The following is an 18,282-nucleotide window of genomic DNA, read 5'->3' as shown; positions in this document are numbered from 1 at the left end:
TCGGGGCCGGATGTTCAGGCTGACTCACCTTGCAGCGGGAAGCTGGCGATGCCCCGCCAGGAGAGCGCCGCGACCAGTGCCTCCGCCTCTGCCTTGGGCAGTTGCCGGCCACGGGCCAGCCAGAACTGCGCGGCGGTCTCGGCCGCGCCGACCAGGCCGGAGGCGAGCAGTTCGGCGTGCGCCCGGCTGATCCCGGTGTCGGAGATGATGGTGTCGGTGATCGCCGCGATGCAGCCCTGCTCCACCCGCTCGACGCGCTGGCGCACCGCCGGGTCGTTGCGCAGGTCCGACTCGAAGACGAGGCGGAACGCCTCGCTCTCGTGGTCGACGAAGTCGAAGTACGCCCGCACCGACGCGCCGACGCGCTCCTTGTTGTCGTTGGTGCCGCGCATGGCGTCGTCGACCTTCGCGAGGATCGCGTCGCAGTGCGTGTCCAGCAGGGCGAGGTAAAGGTCCATCTTGCCGGGGAAGTGCTGGTAGAGCACGGGCTTGGAGACTCCCGCCCGCTCGGCGATGTCGTCCATCGCGGCCGCGTGGTAGCCCTGGGCGACGAACACCTCCTGGGCCGCGGCGAGCAGTTGCTTGCGGCGCGCGGAACGGGGCAGGCGGGTGGGCCGGCCGGCGGTCTGGGCACCGTTCCCCACAGCGGTCATGGGAACCTCCGAGTCTCTTCGTACGAGCCGGCAATTCACCCGAACCGGTCGGGGCCCGGGGACCCGTCGCGGAATTGGCCCGCCGCTGTAACTTATCGCCACTGTCACCACACGGTAGCCTCAGCGGGGGCGACCAAGGAGCGCGCGGTGAGTGAAACAGGGCAACCCGGTGCCGCCAACCCGGGGGAGCACGGCGACGGCACGGGTCCGCAGGACGACCTGGCCCGTTCCGGCAGCGGGTGGGCGCCCCCGGCGGCCAGTTGGTCCCGGGGCGGGGAGATCTCCGGCCCCCGCGAGCCGGCCTCTCCATGGGGTCCGCCCGAGCCGTCCCCCGGTTGGGCCGCCTCGTCCCCGCGGCACGGCGACCTGCCGCCACCGCTGCCCGGCCCGGCCGCGACCGAGCCGCCGGCCCGGGTCAACGGCCACCACGCCAACGGCGTCGACCACGCCGCCGACGACGCGCCGGTCAACCGCCAGGTCCCGGTGAGCGCCCCGCCCGGCATCCCCGGCGACCAGCGCCGCGACCCGGGCAACGACCGGCTGGTGGTGCCCGCGCAGCGCCCAGCGCCGACGGCCGAGCAGCCGCCCGGGACGCAGCACGGGTTCACCGACCCCGAGTCCCGTCCGGCCCGGCGCTCCGCCGAGGACCCGTCGACCGGCCGCCAGAACCGCTGGTCGGAGCCGGGGCTGCCGACGTCGGCGCCCCCCGCCGTCCAGGTCCCGCCGGTGGGCACCGCCGCCAGCGGCTTCGAGGTGCCGCCCGGCTTCCACGCGCCGACGGCCGACCGTGTCGCCGCCGACGAGCCCCCGTCGGCCGCCGGCCCGCCGCGCGGCTGGAGCGACCACTACGCACCGGAGCCGTCGGCCCCCGACCCGCGCCACCTCCCGCCGCCCACCGAACGCCCGCCCACCGAACGCCCGGTTGATACCGCGCCCGCCACCGGCGACCGCGCGACGGCCGGCGACCGCGCGGCCGTTGGCGACCGGCTCGCCGGCGTCGACCGCGCGTTGGGCGCGGACCGCGCCTTCCGCGACGACCGGGACGCCGATCCGGTCGCCACCGGCACGGACGGCGCACCGGGGGAGTTCGGCCAGGACCGCGCCGCCGGTGGGCCGGGCCAGGGCCGCGCCCCGGACGGCCCCCACGCGGAGCGGACGCTGGGCGCCCCCGGCCAGGAGCGCGCGCCGGGCGGGTTCGACCGGGACCGCGCGCCGCACGCCGCGGGGCACGAGCGGGTGGGGCGTGGCTTCGGCGCGGACCCGGGTGCCGACCGGTCCCCGGTCGCCGAACCGGCGGCCGGTGCGCAGCACGTTCCGGGCGGCGACCGGGAACCGTCGTCCCGGTCGGAACCGGGCGGTTCCCGACAGTCGGCCGCCGAGTGGCCGCCGAGCACCGAACCGGACTGGACCGGCCCGAACTGGAACCGCCCGAGCTGGGGTGCCGCGTGGGCGCCGCCCTGGTCCCGGGAGGAGGCCGAGCCGGTGGGCCGTCGCTCCCGGGAGGACGCCGAGCCGGCGGGGCGCCGAGCCCGCGAGGAGCCCGAGCCCGTCGGTCGCCGGTCCCGCGAGGAACAGCCGCCGGCCTGGGCCGGTGAGCCGCAACGACCGCACGAGCCGTCGCGCGCCGAGTCTCCCCGCCCCTACGATCCGCCCCGCGAGCCCGGCCGCCCCTACGACGTCGCCCAGACCGCGCCGGTGCCCCGGCCGGCGTACGAGCGACCGTCCGCCCCCGCCGACCGGCTCACGGGGCCCGAGGCCGAACCGCCGGCCCCGACCGAGCGACCGGCCTGGGCGTCGGGCGGGTCGGTCCCCGCGCCGGCGGGCGCGCCCCCGCTCGCGTACGCCCCGGAAACCGCCGCCGCGGCGGCCCGCGCCGAGGACACCCCGGACCGGGTCACCCGGCCGTTCCGGCTCCGGCCGGAGAGCGCGGAGCCGGCCCCGAGGCCGCCGGGCGGCCCGCAGCCCGCCGCCGAGGCCGCCACCAGCGGGTTCGAGCGGCGTGAGCGCACCCCGTCCGGGCCCGCCCCGACGAGCGCACCCCCCTACGCGGCCCGCCGGTCCGCGCCCGAGCCGGCCCCGCCGGCCGCCGCCGACCCGGCGCCGGAGTCCGCATCGGCGGTGTTGCCGCAGCGCGTCCCCGCCGAGCCGGACGTGCCCGTCGTGCCGGAGCCGCCAGCCGTGGAGCCACCTGCCGAGACCCCCGAACTCGCCCGCATCGCCACCCATCTGCGCCGCGAGGACGAGCCTGCCCCGCCGCGGGAGCGCCCGGAGGGCTTCGACGTCAACGCCATCCTCGACGCCGTCCGTGGCGTGGCCGGTGTCCGCGACGCGGCGCTGCGCCGTACCCCGGCCGGCGCGCACAGCCTGCGGCTCGACCTCGCCGACGGGGCCGACCCGGCCGAGGTGAGCCGGCAGGTCGCCCGCCTGCTCCAGGACCGGATGGGGCTGGCCGCCGCGCCGCAGAACCTGCCCGGCATGCCAGCGGCACCCGCCCCGCCGGTGCGCCGCCGGTCGGCGGAGCCGCGCGGTGCCGACCCCAGGTCGGCGGGCGTCGCGGCACGCCCCGCCGAGCCGTCCTCCGCAGAGCCCCGGGTGCCCGGCGCCAGGGTGACCGGCGGCCCGTCGGAGGCCGCGTCGCCCCGGGCCGAACAGCGTCCCGAGGCGGCGCCCGAGACCCCGCGCCGGCGGCGGCAGCCCGTCGCCCCGCACCGGGGCCGGGCCACGGTGGAGGAGCCCGGCTCGGTCTCCGCCGCCCCTTCCGGGACTCCGGCCGGTGCCCCGGCGACCGTCGGTACGTCGTACTCCGGTGGGCAGGTGACGACGACGGAGACCGCGCCGTCCCGGCCGCTGGACACCGGCGGCGCGGTGGGCCCCCGGGTGGTGATCGACCACGTCCAGGTGAGCACCTTCGGGCTCGACGCCACCGTGGAGGTACGCCTGCTGGCCGGCGGGGAGAGCGCCGCCGGCTACTCGACCGGGCCGGCCGTCGACGGGTACGTGCTGCGGCTCTGCGCGGTGGCCGCGGCGGCGGCGGTGGACGAGCTGCTGCGCGGCGGCGAGCCCGGCTCCGACGCCGGCCCCGACCGTGGGCGCTGCTTCGTCGAGCACGCGGCCGTGGTGCCCTTCGGCAACTGCGACGTGGCCACGGTCGTGGTGCTGCTCGTCTGTGACGGCTGGGTGGAGCAGCTCGTCGGCTCCGCGCTGGTCGCCGGTGACCCCCGGCAGGCGGTCGTCCGGGCCACCCTGGCCGCGGTCAACCGCCGGATCGAGGCGCTGCTGGCCTGAGCGCTGCCGGTCGTTGCGGCCCCGGGCAGACTGGAGTCATGAAGCGCGCCACCCTCCGGCCGGACCACCTCCTTCCCGAGCACTCCGTCCCACCGCCCTGGCCGGGGCGGGAGGTACGCCTCGACGGCACGGTGACGTACGTCCGGGACACGCCGGCCACCGCACCCGGCGCGGAGCCGGCGCTCTACGTGCACGGGCTCGGCGGTTCGTCGCAGAACTGGACCGACCTGGCGTACCTGCTCGCCGACCACCTCGACGGGCAGGCCATCGACCTGCCGGGGTTCGGCCGCAGTGAGCCGGGCCGCCGGTACACCGTCCCGTCCTTCGCCGACCGGGTGATCCGCTGGATCGAGCACTCCGGCCGGGGGCCGGTGCACCTGTTCGGCAACTCGCTGGGCGGGGCGGTTTCGGTGCAGGTGGCGGCGGTACGGCCGGACCTGGTCCGGAGCCTGACCCTGATCTCGCCGGCGCTGCCGTTCCTGGACTTCCGGCGCTCGTTGCAGGGCCGGATGCTGCCGCTGCTGGCGATCCCCCGGGGCGAGCGCCTGGCCGCCTGGCGGCTGGCCCAGATCGCGCCCGAGGTGATGGCCCAGCAGGTGATGGAGTCCTGCGTGGCCGACCTCACCCGGATCTGCGACCAGCGCCGGGAGGAGGCGCTGGAGGAGATCCGGGTGCGGCACGAGGCCGCGCACTACGCCGCCGCGTACGTCCGGACGTTCCGGGGACTGGTCTCCAGCTTCCTGCGGTCGTACCTGCCGGGGTCGGGGTCGCTGTGGCGGCTCGCCGCGACGGTCGAGGCGCCCACCCTGGTCGTCGGCGGGCGGGCCGACCGGCTGGTGGACGTGCGGGTGGCCCCGCAGACGGCCCGCGTCGTCCCGGACAGCCGGCTGCTGATGCTCGACGGGGTCGGCCACGTGGCGCAACTGGAGGTGCCGCGCCTGGTGGCCCGGGCCGTGTTGGGCCTGCTCACCGAAACGGGGGACACCCTCAGGCGGTCCGACGTGGCAGGCTGACCGGGATGTCCCCTGCCCGTCACCCCGCCCCGACCCGCCGTGCCCCGGCTCCCGTCGAGGGCCGCCGTCGTGCCCAGGCCACGTCGCCCCCACGGGACGGCGGCGTGGACCTGACCCGCCCGCGGCACCGCCGTCCGGAGCGTCGGCGGGGTCTCGTGGGTCTGGTCGCGCTGGTGCTCGCCGTCGGTGGAGCGGTGGCGGTGATCGCCGACCGGCGGGGCGCCGACGTCGGGGCGGAGGCGCTCACCGCCGGGGAACTGGCTCCCGCGCCGATGCTCGCGCCGGGGGCGGCCTCGCCGCTGCCGTCCGCGCCCGCCGCGGCGCCCTCGGCCGTCGAGCCACCGCCGGCCGTGCTCCGGCTGCCCGGGCCGGTGCCGTCCGCGGGCCGGGGCAGCTTCGGCTACGACGACCGGGTGGGCCCGGTGCTGGGTGACGCGGGCACGCTGCGCCGCTACCGGGTCGCCGTGGAGTCGGGCGCCGGCGAGGACGCGGGCGAGTTCGCCGCCGCCGTCGAGCGGGCGCTCGCCGGGCCGGGGAGCTGGGTCGACGGCGAGCTGCGGTTGCAGCAGGTACGCGCCGCCTCCCGGCACGACTTCACGGTCTACCTCGCCACGGCCAGGACGGCGGGCCGGCTGTGTGCCGCCGGAGGGGTGAACATCCGGGTGGGCGGGAAGCCCTACACGTCGTGCCGGGCGCCCGGCAAGGTGATCATCAACCTGGACCGCTGGCGGCTCTCGGTGCCGCACTTCGTGAGCGCGAAGGTGCCGCTGTCGGTCTACCGGACGTACGTGGTGAACCACGAGGTCGGGCACCAGTTGGGGCACCGGCACGAGCGCTGTCCCGGCAGGGGCCGGGTGGCGCCGGTGATGATGCAGCAGACGCTCTTCCTGAACGGCTGTGTCGCCAACCCCTGGCCGTACCGGGACGGTCGCCGGTACGCGGGCCCGCGGCTCTGACCCGGCGGCGATCGGGCGTCGGGCGCCAGCCGGGGGACCGGCCGAATTCACCCCTGGGGGGATGAGCGAGGTTCGCGTTTTTCGGGGCGTAACGCCCGATTAGTGTGGGACGCTCGGTCCATGACGTCGTCGTCCCCTTCCGACCCGCCCGGCCCGGCACGCCGCCCGACGCCGACCCGACCGTCGTCACCTCGGCCGACGCGCTGGTGGCGACCGTCGGCCCCGATCCGGGGCCGTCGGGTGGTGGGGCTCGGCGTCACCCTCCTGCTCGCGGCGACCGCCGCCGTGACGCTGGCCCGGGCCGGCGACCGCGCGCCCGTGCCGACCACGGGCGACGGGAACCGCACGTCGTACGCGGCGGGGGCGGACGAGCGGGCACGGCCCTCCGCCTACCCCCGCACGGGTACGGGCGACTTCACCACCGCGCCCGGCGACTCCCCGGTGTGGGGCACCGACGGGCCGCTCCGGCACTACCGGGTGGCCGTGGAGCAGGGCACCGACCAGAACGTCGCCGCCTTCGCCGCCATCGTGGACGAGGTGCTGGGCGACCCCCGCAGCTGGATCGCCTCTGAGGAGCTGCGGCTGCGGCGGGTGGCGGAGGCGGACGACGCCGACTTCACCATCTACCTTGCCACCCCGGAGACCTCGGAGCGGATGTGCGCCGAGGGCGGGCTCAGCACCGAGGGCTACACCTCCTGCCGGCTCCCCGGGCAGGTGATCATCAACCTGGCGCGCTGGCTGGAGGCGGTCCCCGACTACGGGGCGCCGCTGGAGATCTACCGCGCCTACGTGGTCAACCACGAGGTGGGCCACGAACTCGGCGAGGAACACCAGGCCTGCCCGGCGCCCGGCGAGCCGGCACCGGTGATGCAGCAGCAGACGTACGGCCTGGACGGCTGCGTCGCCAACGCCTGGCCGTACGTCGACGGCTCGCGCTACGACGGCGAGCTCGTTCCCGGCACCTGAGTTATTCCCCTTCCCGCAGTTCGGGCGACGTGTCGCTCCTCATGGCCGATCGAGGCCGGTGCGAGCGACAATGGGCCGGTTCGCCTTCAGCCGATCCCGGGGAGTCCACCGTGTCGTTGCCCCCGCTCGTCGAGCCCGCCGCCGAGCTGACCGTTGACGAGATCCGCCGCTACTCGCGCCACCTGATCATCCCGGACGTCGGGGTCGAGGGGCAGAAGCGGCTGAAGAACGCCAGGGTGCTCTGTGTCGGCGCCGGCGGCCTCGGCTCGCCGGCCCTGATGTACCTCGCCGCCGCCGGGGTCGGCACGCTCGGCATCATCGACTTCGACACCGTCGACGAGTCCAACCTCCAGCGCCAGATCATCCACGGCGTCTCGGACGTGGGCCGCTCCAAGGCCGAGTCGGCCGCGGCCTCGATCCGCGAGATCAACCCCCTGGTGAACGTGGAGATCCACAACACTGCGCTGGACCGGGAGAACGTGCGGGACATCTTCTCCCGCTACGACCTGATCGTCGACGGCACCGACAACTTCGCCACCCGCTACATGGTCAACGACGCGGCGGTGCTGCTCGGCAAGCCGTACGTCTGGGGGTCGATCTACCGCTTCGACGGCCAGGCGTCGGTGTTCTGGGCCGAGCACGGCCCCTGCTACCGCTGCCTCTACCCGGAGCCCCCGCCGCCCGGCATGGTCCCCTCCTGCGCCGAGGGTGGCGTGCTCGGCGTGCTCTGCGCGTCGATCGGCTCCATCCAGGTCAACGAGGCGATCAAGCTGCTCGCCGGCATCGGGGAGCCGCTGGTCGGCCGGCTGATGGTCTACGACGCCCTGGAGATGAGCTACCGCAAGATCAAGGTCCGCAAGGACCCGAACTGCGTGCTCTGCGGCGAGAACCCCACGGTCACCGACCTGCTGGAGGACTACGAGGACTTCTGCGGCGCGGTGTCGGAGGAGGCCCAGGAGGCGGTGGTCGACGCGACCATCACCGCGCTGGAGCTCAAGGAGTGGCAGGACGCGGGCAAGGACATCTTCCTCGTCGACGTCCGCGAGCCGGCCGAGTACGAGATCGTCCGGATCCCCGGCGCGACGCTGATCCCCAAGGGCGAGATCATCTCGGGCGAGGCGCTCGCCAAGCTGCCGCAGGACCGGCAGATCGTGCTGCACTGCAAGTCCGGGGTCCGCTCGGCGGAGGCGCTCGCCGCACTCAAGTCGGCCGGCTTCCGCGACGCGGTGCACGTGCAGGGCGGCGTGCTCTCCTGGATCAAGCAGATCGACCCGTCGCTGCCGGCGTACTGACCCGCGCCGTCGGCCGAGGTCGCGGGGGCCGTCCCGACCCCTGCGCCCTCGGCCGATTCGCCGAGGCGTGATCACGTTTGCGCAGGTAGCGTTGCCGCCGTGGTCGACATCGATGCGGCGGTCGGGTTCGTCGTGGCACACGGGGACGCGGTGGACCGGGCCCGGCTGTCCCGGCTGCGCACCGGCGTGCCGCCACCTCCCGGACTGCTCGACGCCGCCGAGGTCGGCCAGGCGCCCGACGGCGGCTGGCCGGCGACGCTGGGCGGGGCAGTCTCCTCCGTGGACGCCACCTGTTTCCGCCTGTCCGAGTTGGACGACCTCGGCGCGCTCGGTCGTCCGGCCGCCCGCCGGGCCCTGGACTGGCTGGCCGCGCGGCAGTCGCCCGACGGCGGCTGGGAGGAGGACCCGGCGCTGGCCGACGTGGCCCCCGAGTGGGCCCGGCCGGGCGACCCCGAGGCGGCGTTCCACCTGACCGCGAACGCCGGGTTCTGGCTGACCGTCGCCGGCCTGGACGCGCGGGCGGCGGGGCCGCTCGACCACCGGGTCGGCGGCGCGTACGCGGGCGTCGTGCAGGCCGCCGCCCAGTCGCTCGTCGCCCGGCTGCGCCCGGACGGCGGCTGGCCGTCCTTCCTGCCCGCCGGCTGGCTGAGCGCGGCGGTCCTGCACCGGCAGGAGATGTTCCACGAGGCGGCGCGGATCCAGGTGATCCTCGCCGAGCGGGTGCCGGAGCTGTCCCCGGGCGACGTGGCCTGGCTGGCCGCGACGCTGCGCCGCGTCGGCATCGACGGGCAGGACTGGCTGCTGGGGCGGGCGCGGCGGCGGCTGGCCGAGACCCAGCGCAGCGACGGCGGGTGGGAGAGCGACGACGGGCCCCAGTTCGACGTGCACACCACGCTGAGCGCGATCCGAGCCTGCCGCTGAGCTCCACCTGCCGGCCTCACTTGAGCTGGCTGATCACCAGTGGCCACCAGGCGTCCGGGGCGAAGGCGGCGCGGTCGATGCTCTCCAGGACGGTACGCAGCGTCTCCGCCCGCTCGGCCCGGCCCGGCTTGCCCTCGTCGGCCTCCACGAAGAGCGCGAACTGGTAGAGGAACTCGACGAAGGTGCGGAAGGTGCTGTTGACGGCCTGGATGTCCTGCTGCTCCAGGTCGAACTGGAGGATCTCGCCCGTCCGCGGGTCGAGCACGTAGAGCAGCTCCGGGTGGTCGGCGACCGCGCCGACCACGATCAACCGGATGTCCAGGGAGCCGTCCTCGGTGCTCAGCTGGATCGTGTCGAACAGCTCGATGTCGCCTTCGAGGAACGCGGTGTAGACGACCGCCACGTCGAGCGGGATCTCGTCGCCGGCGGGCAGCAGGTCGGGGTCGAATCCCCCCTCCAGCCACGCCTCGCGCGGGTACGGGATGAGCTCGTCCTCGTTCCACAGTGAGCGGAACCGGGGGTCAGCGGCCATCGGTGGTCCTTTGCGTCTCGGATGTGGAGGGGGTGCGGGCGCCGCACGTGGCGGGGCCGGGACGCCGGGTGCGCAGCGGCGTCAGGACGCCAGGTCGGCGGCGATCAGCAGGCGCCGCCAGTTGTCGGCGTACTCGCCGGCGTGCCGGCCCTTGCGGAGCCGCTGGTCCCGGACGCCGGGCCCGAGAACGACGGCGACCAGCTCCGGGTAGCCGGGGCCGAGCACGTGCTCGTCGAAGAACGTGGCCACGTCGGGCGCGAGGACGGTGAACTCCACGTCCTCGTCGGGGTGCTCGTACTGGAAGACGTAGTCGTCGGGCTCCATCCAGTAGACGTCGAGATCCTCGGTGTCGAGGCGGATCGGCGCCCCCGCCCCGATCTCGCCGCGCAGCCGGGGCGGGATGCTGTGCACCTCGTGGCCGACCGCGAGCGGGCTGCCCATCGGGTCGTCCTCGTCCACCGTGCGGGCCGCCCAGGCCGCCGGGCTGCGGATCTCCTCGGGCGGGTCGAACCGGAAGTTGTCGCCGGCCAGCCGGCCGAAGAGACCGTAGACCTCGGCCACGCCGGGCAGGTCGGGGATCGGCTCCAGCGGGCTCGGCTCGCCGATGACCACGCCGAAGCCGTGCTCGGCCTCCAGGCGCCGCAGCAGCGTGAGCTTCTCCCGGATCCGGTCCAGGCGCGCCGGGTCCTGGGGGGCGGTCACGGGATCACCTTCACGATGACCGGGGTGCCCTCGGGAACGTCCCGCAGCGCGACGGAGATGTCGCTGCCGAGCTGGCGATTCGTCCAGGCGTCCATCGGCCTGAGGTTATCGTACGTGTCCGTTCCGTCCAGTTGCAGCTCCTGGATGTGGTCGGGGTCGTAGCCCTGGCCCCGGGCGGTGATCGGCCCCTTGCCCGCGTAGAGGCGCTCGACCACGTTCTTGTTGGCCAGGTATTTGTTCGTCTCCGGGGTGCCCATGTCCTGGGTGAGGCGGCCGTCCTTGGTGAGGCTGCGGATCATCCGGTCCCGGTAGATGTTCGTACGGGTGCGGCGCTTGCCGGTCGAGGGGTCGTAGACCTTGTTGCTGTCCCGGTCCGACGGCGCCTTCTTCAGCGCCCCGTCCTGGCCGAGCCGTTGCAGGTCGCGGGCCTTGCGGTCGAAGTCCCGCCGGTCGAAGTCCGGCCGGTTCTTCAGCACCAGCACCGCCGGGCCCTTCGGCTTCGTGCCGGCCGACTTGGCGGTGCGGAAGACGTCGGCGTTCTCCAGGTAGGCCGAGACGACGCGGGCGCCCTTGGCCTGCGTCTGCCGGGGCGGGCTGGTCCGCTTCCTAGCCATTGAGCACCGTCTCCACGGCCATGCCGATGAGCTGGTCGATGATGAAACCGGTGATCATCTTGAAGATCGGGATCTGGAGGAGGGACGCCCCGAAGGTGACCGCCGCCGTCACGATGGCCTGCGCGATCTGGATCGCCAGCAGGACCAGTTGGATGATCACCTGGATCTTCAGGGCCAGCACCACGCCCGCCGCGACCATCAGCCCGACGCCGATGACGGTGGCCGGGCGGGCGACGTCGGCGATGTTGCGCGCGGCCGACTCGCCGTCGTTCCACTCGCCCGCGAAGGCGGTGAAGCTCTGGCCCCGGTTGTTGTCGAGCACCGTCCGCGCCGCCGCCTCCAGCTGCGCGACCGATCCGGAGATCTGACCGGCCATGCCGGTCCACTCCCCGGCGAGCTGGAAGATCGCCGTCTCGTCCGACTGTGGCCACTCGTAGCCGAGCATCGAGAGCAGGGAGGCGAGCTCACCCGGGAGCGTCAGTCCCACCGCGACTCCTTTCCTAGATCGGGCGACTCAGCCACCGGGGCGAGCCGAGGGCGGGCGGCTCAGCCACCCGGGGCGAGCCGAGGCCCGGCGGTTCAGGCACCCAGCGAGCCGAGGATCGAGCGGAAGGACGCGGCCGCGTTCTCCTCGGCGGCGCGGTAGCCGTCGGCCATCCCGCGCAGGCCGTCGACGTAGCTCTCCAGCTCGGTGATGTTGGTGCCGAGGCACTCGGCCAGCGCGTCCACGCACGCCTGGTGGGCGACGCCGAGCAGCGAGCCGATGTCGTCGCCGCCGAAGGCCGCGGCGTAGCCGCCGGCCGCCGCCTGGAAGCCCTCGAAGACCTGGCGGACGGACTCCTTGGCTCGTTCCAACTCGTCCGCGCCGCGACCCAGCGCGTCGAGGTCGACGTCGAGGCTCTCCACGCTCAGCTCCCGTGCAGTTTCCGCATTGTCTCGCTGACGGCCTGGCTGATCTCCCGCATCTGCCGCAGGCCCTGGTCCTGGAGGCGTTCGATGGTGGCGGTCATCGCGGCGAGGTCGGGCATCGGCTCGGTGGCGGCGACCCCGTCGTCCTGGCCGTCGAGCGCGGCGTTGACCGCCTGGCGCAGCTCGGCGGCGAGGTATTCCGAGCCCTCCCGGAGCACCCGGGGGTCGATGTCGACGGCGCTCACCCGGCCGTCGGTGCCGAGCGTGACCCGGATGCGGCCCTCGGCGGCCTCGGCCACCGACTCCACCCGCTCCCGGGGCGCGGCGCCGCCGCCCACCTCGCGCAGCGCGGCCCGCGCCTGCGCCAGTTGCTGTTCCAGGGCACTCTCGCCCAGCATGCCGCCTCCCCAAGACAAGCCGTGCCGAACCCGACCCAGACTAGCGGTCACCCGCAATCCGACGGTGGCCCCGCCCACGGCCGTCCGGGCACTCGCGAGCGTCGGCGATGGTTCAGCCGCGCAGGTGGCCGTCCCCGGTCACCACGTACTTGGTGGAGGTCAGCTCGGGCAGGCCCATCGGGCCGCGCGCGTGCAGCTTCTGGGTGGAGATGCCGATCTCGGCGCCGAAGCCGAACTCGCCGCCGTCGGTGAACCGGGTCGAGGCGTTGACCATCACCGCCGCCGCGTCCACCCGGGCCACGAACTCCCGGGCGGCGGTGGTCGAGTCGGTGACGATCGCCTCGGTGTGCCCGGTGCCGTACCGCCGGATGTGCGCGACCGCCGCGTCGAGCGAGTCGACGACGGCGACCGCGATGTCGGCGGAGAGGTACTCGGTGGCGAAGTCCTCGTCGGTGGCCGGCCGCACGGCGGCCGAGTGGGCGGCGACCCGCTCGTCGCCGTGCACGGTGACGCCGGCCTCGGCGAAGGCGGCCAGCACCGGCGGCAGGAAGGCGTCGGCGACCGCCGCGTGCACGAGCAGCGACTCGGCGGTGTTGCAGGTGGAGAGCCGCTGGGTCTTCGCGTTCAGCGCGATCGCGACGGCCTTGGCCAGGTCGGCGGTGGCGTCGACGTAGACGTGGCAGTTGCCCACGCCGGTCTCGATGACCGGCACGGTGGACTCCTCCACCACCGTGCGGATCAGGGACGCGCCGCCGCGCGGGATCAGCACGTCGACCAGGCCCCGGGCGCGCATCAGCTCCTTGACCGAGTCGCGGCTGCCGGCGTCGAGGAGCTGTACCGCGTCCGCCGGCAGGCCGGCGTCGGTCACCGCGTCCCGCAGCACGGCGACCAGGGCGGCGTTGGAGTGGGCCGCCGACGAGGAGCCGCGCAGCAGCGCCGCGTTGCCGGACTTCAGGCAGATGCCGGCGGCGTCGACCGTCACGTTCGGCCGGGCCTCGTAGATGATGCCCACCACGCCGAACGGCACCCGGATCTGGCGCAGCTCCAGCCCGTTGGGCAGGGTCGAGCCCCGGACCACCTCGCCCACCGGGTCCGGCAGGGCGGCCATCTGCCGCAGCGCGTCGGCGATGCCGGCCACCCGCCCCGCGTCGAGGGCGAGCCGGTCCAGCACGGCCGCGCTCAGCCCGGCCCCGCGCCCGGCCGCCAGGTCCGTCGCGTTCGCGGCCAGGATCTCCGGCGTACGCGCCACCAGCGCGTCGGCCATCGCCACCAGCGCGGTGTCCTTGGCCGTACGCGTGGCGACGGCCAGCGCCTCCGCCGCCGTACGCGCCCGCCGGGCCTGTTCGCTCACGCTCATCGCCGCACTCCTCACAGCAGTACGAGGTCGTCGCGGTGGACGACCTCCCGTTCGTACGCCGGGCCGAGCGCCGCGGCGAGTTCCGTGGTGGAGCGGCCGAGCAGCCCGGGCAGCTCGACCGCGTCGTAGTTGACCAGTCCCCGGGCGACCGGCGCGCCCTCGACGTCCACCAGGTCGACCGGGTCGCCGGCGGTGAACGCCCCGTCCACGGCCGTGATCCCGGCGGGCAGCAGCGACTTGCGGCGGCCCACCACCGCCGCGACCGCGCCCGGGTCGAGGTGCAGCCGCCCCCGGGGAGTGGTGGCGTGGGCCAGCCAGAAGAGCCGGGCCGTCGGGCGTCGGCGGCTCGGGTGGAACAGGGTGCCGACGGGCTCGCCGGCCAGCACGGGGGCGGCCAGCGGCGCGGCGGTCAGCACCACCGGGATGCCGAACCCGGTCGCGATCCGGGCCGCCTCCACCTTCGTCACCATGCCGCCGGTGCCCACGCCGGCCCGGCCGGCGCCGCCGATGTCGACCCCGGTGAGGTCCCGCTCGTCGTGCACCTCGCTGATCCGGCTGGAGCCCGGGCGGGTGGGGTCGCCGGTCCAGAGGGCGTCCACGTCGGAGAGGAGCACCAGCAGGTCGGCGTGGACCAGGGCGGCGACGAGGGCGGCCAACCGGTCGTTGTCGCCGAAGCGGATCTCCTCGGTGGCGACCGTGTCGTTCTCGTTGACGATCGGCACCGCCCGCAGGTCGAGCAGCTTGCGCAGCGTGCGGTACGCGTTGCGGTAGTGCGCCCGCCGGGTCACGTCGTCGACGGTGAGCAGCACCTGCCCGACGGTCAGCCCGTGCCGGGCGAAGGCGGCCGCGTACCGGCCGATCAGCAGGCCCTGCCCGACGCTGGCGGCGGCCTGCTGGGTGGCCAGGTCGCGCGGGCGCCGGGACAGCCCCAGCGGCGCGAGGCCGGCGGCGATCGCGCCGGAGCTGACCAGCACGACCTCCCGGCCCTCGGCGGCGAGCGCGCCCAGGGTGCCGACGAGCGCGCCGACCCGCCCGTCGTCCAGCCCGCCTTCGGCGGTGGTCAACGAGGAGGATCCGATCTTGACGACGACCCGCCGGGCCGCCGTGACCATGTCACGCACCCGCCCATTCTGCGTGGTCGGTCCCGGCACGCCCCGGCGCGTTCTCATATCGTGGCCGGTCGTGAGACCTGACGAGTACGTCGAGGCGGTGCTGGAGCTCGTCGAGCGGATCCCGCCGGGCCGGGTGATGTCGTACGGGGCGGTGGCCGACGCGCTGGCCGAACGTTCGGGGCGGGCGTCGGCCAGGCTGGTCGGCTCGATCATGGCCCGGCACGGCGGGGGAGTGCCCTGGCACCGGGTCGTGAACGCGGCCGGCCGCCTGCCACCCGGGCACGAGCGGGAGGCGCGGGCCCGGCTGCGCGCCGAGGGAACGCCGCTACGCGGCGACGGGGTGGACATGAGGGCGAGCTGGTCGCCCGAGGAGGGGATGTGACCCGTGCCATAACGTGAGTAACATTCGGCGTCATGGACGCGCCGCCGGGTGGAGCCGGCTCCCCGCCCGCCGCGCCGCCGCCCGCCGGCCCAACGCCCACCGCACCGGCCGGCGCCGGCCCGACGTCCGCCTCGGGCGTGCTGCCGCGCCGGGTGCACGCCGGCTATGCGCTCGGTTCGCTGGCGACCGGCGCGTTCGGCACCGTGCCCGGCCTGCTCCTGCTGCCGTACCTGACTGACACCCTCGGCGTCGCGGCGGGCGCGGCGGCCCTGCTGGTGCTCCTGCCGAAGGCGTGGGACGTGCTGGTCAACCCAGTCGCCGGCCGGATCTCCGACCGCACCCGGTCGCGCTGGGGCGCCCGCCGGCCGTACCTGCTGGTCGCCGGGCTCGCCCTCGGCGTGCTCTTCGCCGCCATCTTCGCCGCGCCGTTCGGGGCCGGGCCGGCCGCCGGGGCGTACGTGGCGTTCGCCTTCCTCGCCACCGCCACCGCGTTTGCCTTCTTCCAGGTGCCGTACGTGGCGATGCCGGCGGAGCTGACCGGCGACTACGCCGAACGTACCCGGCTGATGACCTGGCGGATCGCGGTGCTGGCGCTGGCCATCCTGGTCTCCGGCGCGGTGGCCCCGCTGGTGCGCGACGCCGGTGGCGGAGGCGTGCCCGGGCACCGCTGGATGGGGCTCTTCGTCGCCGGCCTGATCGTGCTCGGGGCGGTCGGCGCGTTCCTCGGCACCCGCTCCGCGCCCGGCGGCACGGTGGGGGAGAGCGAGCCGACGCTGCGCGCGCAGCTCGCCGTCGCCGCCCGCAACCGACCGTTCCGGGCGCTGCTGGTCTGCTTCGTGGTGCAGTCCGCCGGGGTGGCCACCGTCCTCGCCGGGGTCAACTACTTCGCCGACCAGATCCTGCGCGATCCCAAGGGCGGGCCGACGGTCCTGTTCGCCTGCTTCGTCGGGCCGGCGCTGCTGGTGATGCCGCTCTGGACCCGGGTCGGGGCGCGGGTCGGCAAGCTCGCCGCGCTGGTCGCCGCCTCGTTGATCTTCGCGGTGGGCGCGCTGGCCCTGGTCGCCGCCCCGGTGCTGCCTCCGCTCGTGGTCTACCTGCTGGTCGCGCTGATCGGCGTCGGCTACGCCGGGCAGCAGGTGTTCGCCCTCGCCATGCTCCCGGACTGCATCGCGTACGACACGGCGCGCACCGGCCGGCGGCAGGCCGGTGTCTTCACCGGGCTCTGGACGGCCGGGGAGACCTTCGGGCTGGCCCTCGGGCCGGGCATCTTCGGCCTGGTGCTCCAGCTCAGCGGCTACGTCTCCTCCGACACCGGCACGGCGGCCACCCAGTCCGGCACCGCCCGCCTCGGCATCCTGCTCGGCTTCACGGTCCTCCCCGCCCTCCTGGTCGGCCTGGCCGTCCTGGCCCTCCGCCCCTACGACCTGACCCCGGCCCGCCTGGCCGCCGCCACCCCCACCCCGCACCCCCGCACCCACCCCGCCGATCATGCGGTTGTGGTGGGGGAGGAAAGCCGCTGACCCCCACGGAAAGGGCACCACGACTCCATGATCGACGAGGGAACCGAGCGGCGGGCGCTGCCCGGGAACGGGCTGCCCGCCGAGCGGGTGCTGGCGGAAGTGTCGGCGCTGCGCAGCGCCGACCGGCCGACGCACGGGGGGCGGCTGTTCGCGTACGTCTACGACCCGGCCGTGCCGGGGCTGGACGAGCTGGCCGCCGCCGCGTACGCCGGCAGCGCCCACGTCAACGGGCTCGACCCGACCGCCTTCCCGTCGCTGCTGGCGATGGAGAACGCGCTGGTCGGCGCTGCCGCCCGGCTGCTCGGCGGGGGCCCCGGCAGCGCCGCGCCGGACGTCGTCGGCAGCGTCACCAGCGGCGGCACCGAGTCGCTGATCCTCGCCGTCAAGGCCGCCCGGGACGCCCACCCGGAGATCGCGGCACCCCGGATCGTGGTGCCGGCCAGCGCGCACGCCGCGTTCGCCAAGGCGGCGCACTACCTGCGGGTCGCCGTGGACACGGTGCCCGTGTCGGCGTCCACGCTGCGGCCCGCCGCCGCCGACATGGCCGCCGCCATCGGCCCGGAGACCGTGCTGGTGGCCTGCTCCGCCCCCTCGTACGCGCACGGCGTCGTCGATCCCGTCGCCCCGATCGCCGAAGCTGCTGCCGCCGCCGGGGTGCGCTGCCACGTGGACGCCTGCTTCGGGGGCTGGACCCTGCCGTACCTGCGTCGGCTCGGGGCGGACGTGCCGCCGTTCGACTTCGCGCTCGCGGGGGTCACCTCGATCTCGGTGGACCTGCACAAGTACGCGTACGCCCCGAAGGGCGTGTCGGTCCTGCTGCACCGTGATCCGGCGCTGCGTGCCCCGCAGTACTTCGCGTACGCGGACTGGCCCGGCTACACGATGGTCAACCCGGTCATCGCCTCCACCCGCTCCGGCGGACCGATCGCCGCCGCGTACGCCACCCTGCGGCACCTCGGCGACGACGGGTACCTGCGGCTCGCGGCGGCCACCCGGGACGCCGTCGCCGGCCTGGCCGACGCCGTCCGCGCGGTCGACGGGCTGCGGCTGATGGCCGAGCCGGAGTCGACAGTCGTCTGCTTCACCGCCACCGATGCGGGCCTCGACCTCTTCGTCCTGGTCGACGAGCTGGCCGCCCGCGGCTGGCACACCCAGCCCCAGCTGTCGTACGCCGACCTGCCGCCGAGCGTGCACCTGACGGTGACCGCCGCGGTGGCGCCCCGGGTGGCGGAGTTCGGCCCGGACCTGGCCGACGCCGTGGCCGCCGCCCGGGCCGCCGGACCGGTGACGCTCCCCGCCGAGCTGCTCGCCCTCGCGACCACGCTCACCCCCGACGCGCTCACCCCCGACCTGGTCGCGGGCCTGGCCGCCGGCCTGGGCCTGACCGCCCCCGCCGACGCGGCCGGTCCAGGCCGCTCCGCCGGTCCCGACGACGCTGGTCCCGACGCCGCCGCCGGTTCCGACGCCGCCGCTGGTCCCGACGCCGCCGCTGGTCCCGACGACGCCGCCGGTTCCGCAGACGCCGCCGGCACCGGCGGTTCGTTGGCGGGGCGGATGGCGGTGGTGAACACCCTGCTCGACGCCGCGCCGCCGGCGCTGCGGGAACGGCTGCTGGTGGAGTTCGTCGGTCTGCTGCAACGCCCCACGTGGTGAGCGGCGGCGCCCACCCC

The 18,282-nt window shown here is 75.4% G+C and carries 18 protein-coding genes; 9 read left to right on the top strand and 9 right to left on the bottom strand.

The window, feature by feature from the left end; genetic code table 11:
* Positions 1 to 14: 14 nt before the first annotated feature.
* A complete protein-coding gene (locus OG989_RS03390; protein ID WP_132230849.1) occupies positions 15 to 653 on the bottom strand; it encodes a TetR/AcrR family transcriptional regulator in 639 nt (212 codons plus the stop codon).
* Between the two features lie 1,236 nt (positions 654 to 1,889).
* Between OG989_RS03390 and OG989_RS03385 the strand changes: the two genes are divergently transcribed.
* From OG989_RS03385 to OG989_RS03360, 6 genes are all read left to right on the top strand, one after another.
* Positions 1,890 to 3,938, top strand: a complete 2,049-nt coding sequence (locus OG989_RS03385; RefSeq protein WP_442791939.1) for a hypothetical protein — start codon at positions 1,890 to 1,892, stop codon at positions 3,936 to 3,938.
* A 38-nt stretch (positions 3,939 to 3,976) separates the two neighbouring features.
* Complete coding sequence (locus tag OG989_RS03380; RefSeq protein ID WP_151457774.1) at positions 3,977 to 4,951, top strand: alpha/beta fold hydrolase; 975 nt, start codon at positions 3,977 to 3,979, stop codon at positions 4,949 to 4,951.
* A 104-nt stretch (positions 4,952 to 5,055) separates the two neighbouring features.
* Complete coding sequence (locus OG989_RS03375) at positions 5,056 to 5,907, top strand: DUF3152 domain-containing protein (RefSeq protein ID WP_327029635.1); 852 nt, start codon at positions 5,056 to 5,058, stop codon at positions 5,905 to 5,907.
* Positions 5,908 to 6,147: 240 nt separating this feature from the next.
* Positions 6,148 to 6,873 carry a DUF3152 domain-containing protein gene (locus OG989_RS03370; RefSeq protein WP_327029634.1) on the top strand — a complete coding sequence of 242 codons (726 nt, stop codon included), beginning with the start codon at positions 6,148 to 6,150 and terminating at the stop codon, positions 6,871 to 6,873.
* 41 nt (positions 6,874 to 6,914) lie between these two features.
* Complete coding sequence (gene moeZ, locus OG989_RS03365; RefSeq protein WP_327029633.1) at positions 6,915 to 8,165, top strand: adenylyltransferase/sulfurtransferase MoeZ; 1,251 nt, start codon at positions 6,915 to 6,917, stop codon at positions 8,163 to 8,165.
* A 99-nt stretch (positions 8,166 to 8,264) separates the two neighbouring features.
* Entirely contained in the window at positions 8,265 to 9,086 is an 822-nt protein-coding gene (locus OG989_RS03360; RefSeq protein WP_327029632.1) for a prenyltransferase/squalene oxidase repeat-containing protein, read from the top strand.
* Positions 9,087 to 9,102: 16 nt separating this feature from the next.
* Here OG989_RS03360 and OG989_RS03355 read toward each other — a convergent pair whose 3' ends face one another.
* The 8 genes from OG989_RS03355 to proB form a co-directional block, all read right to left on the bottom strand.
* Positions 9,103 to 9,618, bottom strand: a complete 516-nt coding sequence (locus tag OG989_RS03355; protein ID WP_327029631.1) for an SUKH-4 family immunity protein — start codon at positions 9,616 to 9,618, stop codon at positions 9,103 to 9,105.
* 81 nt (positions 9,619 to 9,699) lie between these two features.
* Positions 9,700 to 10,320: a hypothetical protein gene (locus OG989_RS03350; RefSeq protein ID WP_151456501.1), complete on the bottom strand. Its 621-nt coding sequence runs from the start codon at positions 10,318 to 10,320 to the stop codon at positions 9,700 to 9,702.
* Positions 10,317 to 10,934: a hypothetical protein gene (locus OG989_RS03345; protein WP_151456502.1), complete on the bottom strand. Its 618-nt coding sequence runs from the start codon at positions 10,932 to 10,934 to the stop codon at positions 10,317 to 10,319. The genes OG989_RS03350 and OG989_RS03345 overlap by 4 nt, the downstream gene beginning before the upstream one ends.
* Complete coding sequence (locus tag OG989_RS03340) at positions 10,927 to 11,421, bottom strand: WXG100-like domain-containing protein (RefSeq protein ID WP_327029630.1); 495 nt, start codon at positions 11,419 to 11,421, stop codon at positions 10,927 to 10,929. Before OG989_RS03340 ends, OG989_RS03345 begins: the two co-directional genes overlap by 8 nt.
* 92 nt (positions 11,422 to 11,513) lie before the next feature.
* The gene (locus OG989_RS03335; protein ID WP_132230860.1) at positions 11,514 to 11,840 is read right to left on the bottom strand and encodes a hypothetical protein; all 327 of its coding nucleotides are present in this window, start codon (positions 11,838 to 11,840) and stop codon (positions 11,514 to 11,516) included.
* Positions 11,841 to 11,842: 2 nt separating this feature from the next.
* Positions 11,843 to 12,241: a YbaB/EbfC family nucleoid-associated protein gene (locus tag OG989_RS03330; protein ID WP_327029629.1), complete on the bottom strand. Its 399-nt coding sequence runs from the start codon at positions 12,239 to 12,241 to the stop codon at positions 11,843 to 11,845.
* Positions 12,242 to 12,353: 112 nt separating this feature from the next.
* The gene (locus OG989_RS03325; protein WP_327029628.1) at positions 12,354 to 13,598 is read right to left on the bottom strand and encodes a glutamate-5-semialdehyde dehydrogenase; all 1,245 of its coding nucleotides are present in this window, start codon (positions 13,596 to 13,598) and stop codon (positions 12,354 to 12,356) included.
* Between the two features lie 11 nt (positions 13,599 to 13,609).
* Positions 13,610 to 14,767, bottom strand: a complete 1,158-nt coding sequence (proB, locus tag OG989_RS03320) for a glutamate 5-kinase (protein WP_151456506.1) — start codon at positions 14,765 to 14,767, stop codon at positions 13,610 to 13,612.
* Between the two features lie 13 nt (positions 14,768 to 14,780).
* Between proB and OG989_RS03315 the strand changes: the two genes are divergently transcribed.
* Genes OG989_RS03315 through OG989_RS03305 form a run of 3 tightly spaced genes read left to right on the top strand, consistent with a single transcriptional unit; the run spans position 14,781 to position 18,265 of the window.
* Positions 14,781 to 15,092, top strand: coding sequence for an MGMT family protein (locus OG989_RS03315; RefSeq protein ID WP_132230864.1), 312 nt, complete (start codon positions 14,781 to 14,783; stop codon positions 15,090 to 15,092).
* Between the two features lie 32 nt (positions 15,093 to 15,124).
* A complete protein-coding gene (locus tag OG989_RS03310; protein WP_327029627.1) occupies positions 15,125 to 16,612 on the top strand; it encodes an MFS transporter in 1,488 nt (495 codons plus the stop codon).
* 27 nt (positions 16,613 to 16,639) lie between these two features.
* Positions 16,640 to 18,265 carry a pyridoxal phosphate-dependent decarboxylase family protein gene (locus OG989_RS03305; RefSeq protein WP_327029626.1) on the top strand — a complete coding sequence of 542 codons (1,626 nt, stop codon included), beginning with the start codon at positions 16,640 to 16,642 and terminating at the stop codon, positions 18,263 to 18,265.
* Positions 18,266 to 18,282: the final 17 nt, after the last annotated feature.

Source organism: Micromonospora sp. NBC_01740, from assembly GCF_035920365.1.
Taxonomy (GTDB): domain Bacteria; phylum Actinomycetota; class Actinomycetes; order Mycobacteriales; family Micromonosporaceae; genus Micromonospora; species Micromonospora reichwaldensis.
Note: the sequence above shows the minus strand (reverse complement) of the source record. Positions and strands in the feature narration are given on the sequence as shown.

Excerpts from the sequence above, each read along its gene's own strand:
- OG989_RS03390 (WP_132230849.1), bottom strand. The coding sequence starts at position 653 with ATGACCGCTGTGGGGAACGGTGCCCAGACCGCCGGCCGGCCCACCCGC.
- OG989_RS03380 (WP_151457774.1), top strand. The coding sequence starts at position 3,977 with ATGAAGCGCGCCACCCTCCGGCCGGACCACCTCCTTCCCGAGCACTCC.
- moeZ (WP_327029633.1), top strand. The coding sequence starts at position 6,915 with ATGGCCGATCGAGGCCGGTGCGAGCGACAATGGGCCGGTTCGCCTTCA.
- OG989_RS03355 (WP_327029631.1), bottom strand. The coding sequence starts at position 9,618 with ATGGCCGCTGACCCCCGGTTCCGCTCACTGTGGAACGAGGACGAGCTC.
- OG989_RS03345 (WP_151456502.1), bottom strand. The coding sequence starts at position 10,934 with ATGGCTAGGAAGCGGACCAGCCCGCCCCGGCAGACGCAGGCCAAGGGC.
- OG989_RS03330 (WP_327029629.1), bottom strand. The coding sequence starts at position 12,241 with ATGCTGGGCGAGAGTGCCCTGGAACAGCAACTGGCGCAGGCGCGGGCC.
- OG989_RS03325 (WP_327029628.1), bottom strand. The coding sequence starts at position 13,598 with ATGAGCGTGAGCGAACAGGCCCGGCGGGCGCGTACGGCGGCGGAGGCG.
- proB (WP_151456506.1), bottom strand. The coding sequence starts at position 14,767 with ATGAGAACGCGCCGGGGCGTGCCGGGACCGACCACGCAGAATGGGCGG.
- OG989_RS03310 (WP_327029627.1), top strand. The coding sequence starts at position 15,125 with ATGGACGCGCCGCCGGGTGGAGCCGGCTCCCCGCCCGCCGCGCCGCCG.
- OG989_RS03305 (WP_327029626.1), top strand. The coding sequence starts at position 16,640 with ATGATCGACGAGGGAACCGAGCGGCGGGCGCTGCCCGGGAACGGGCTG.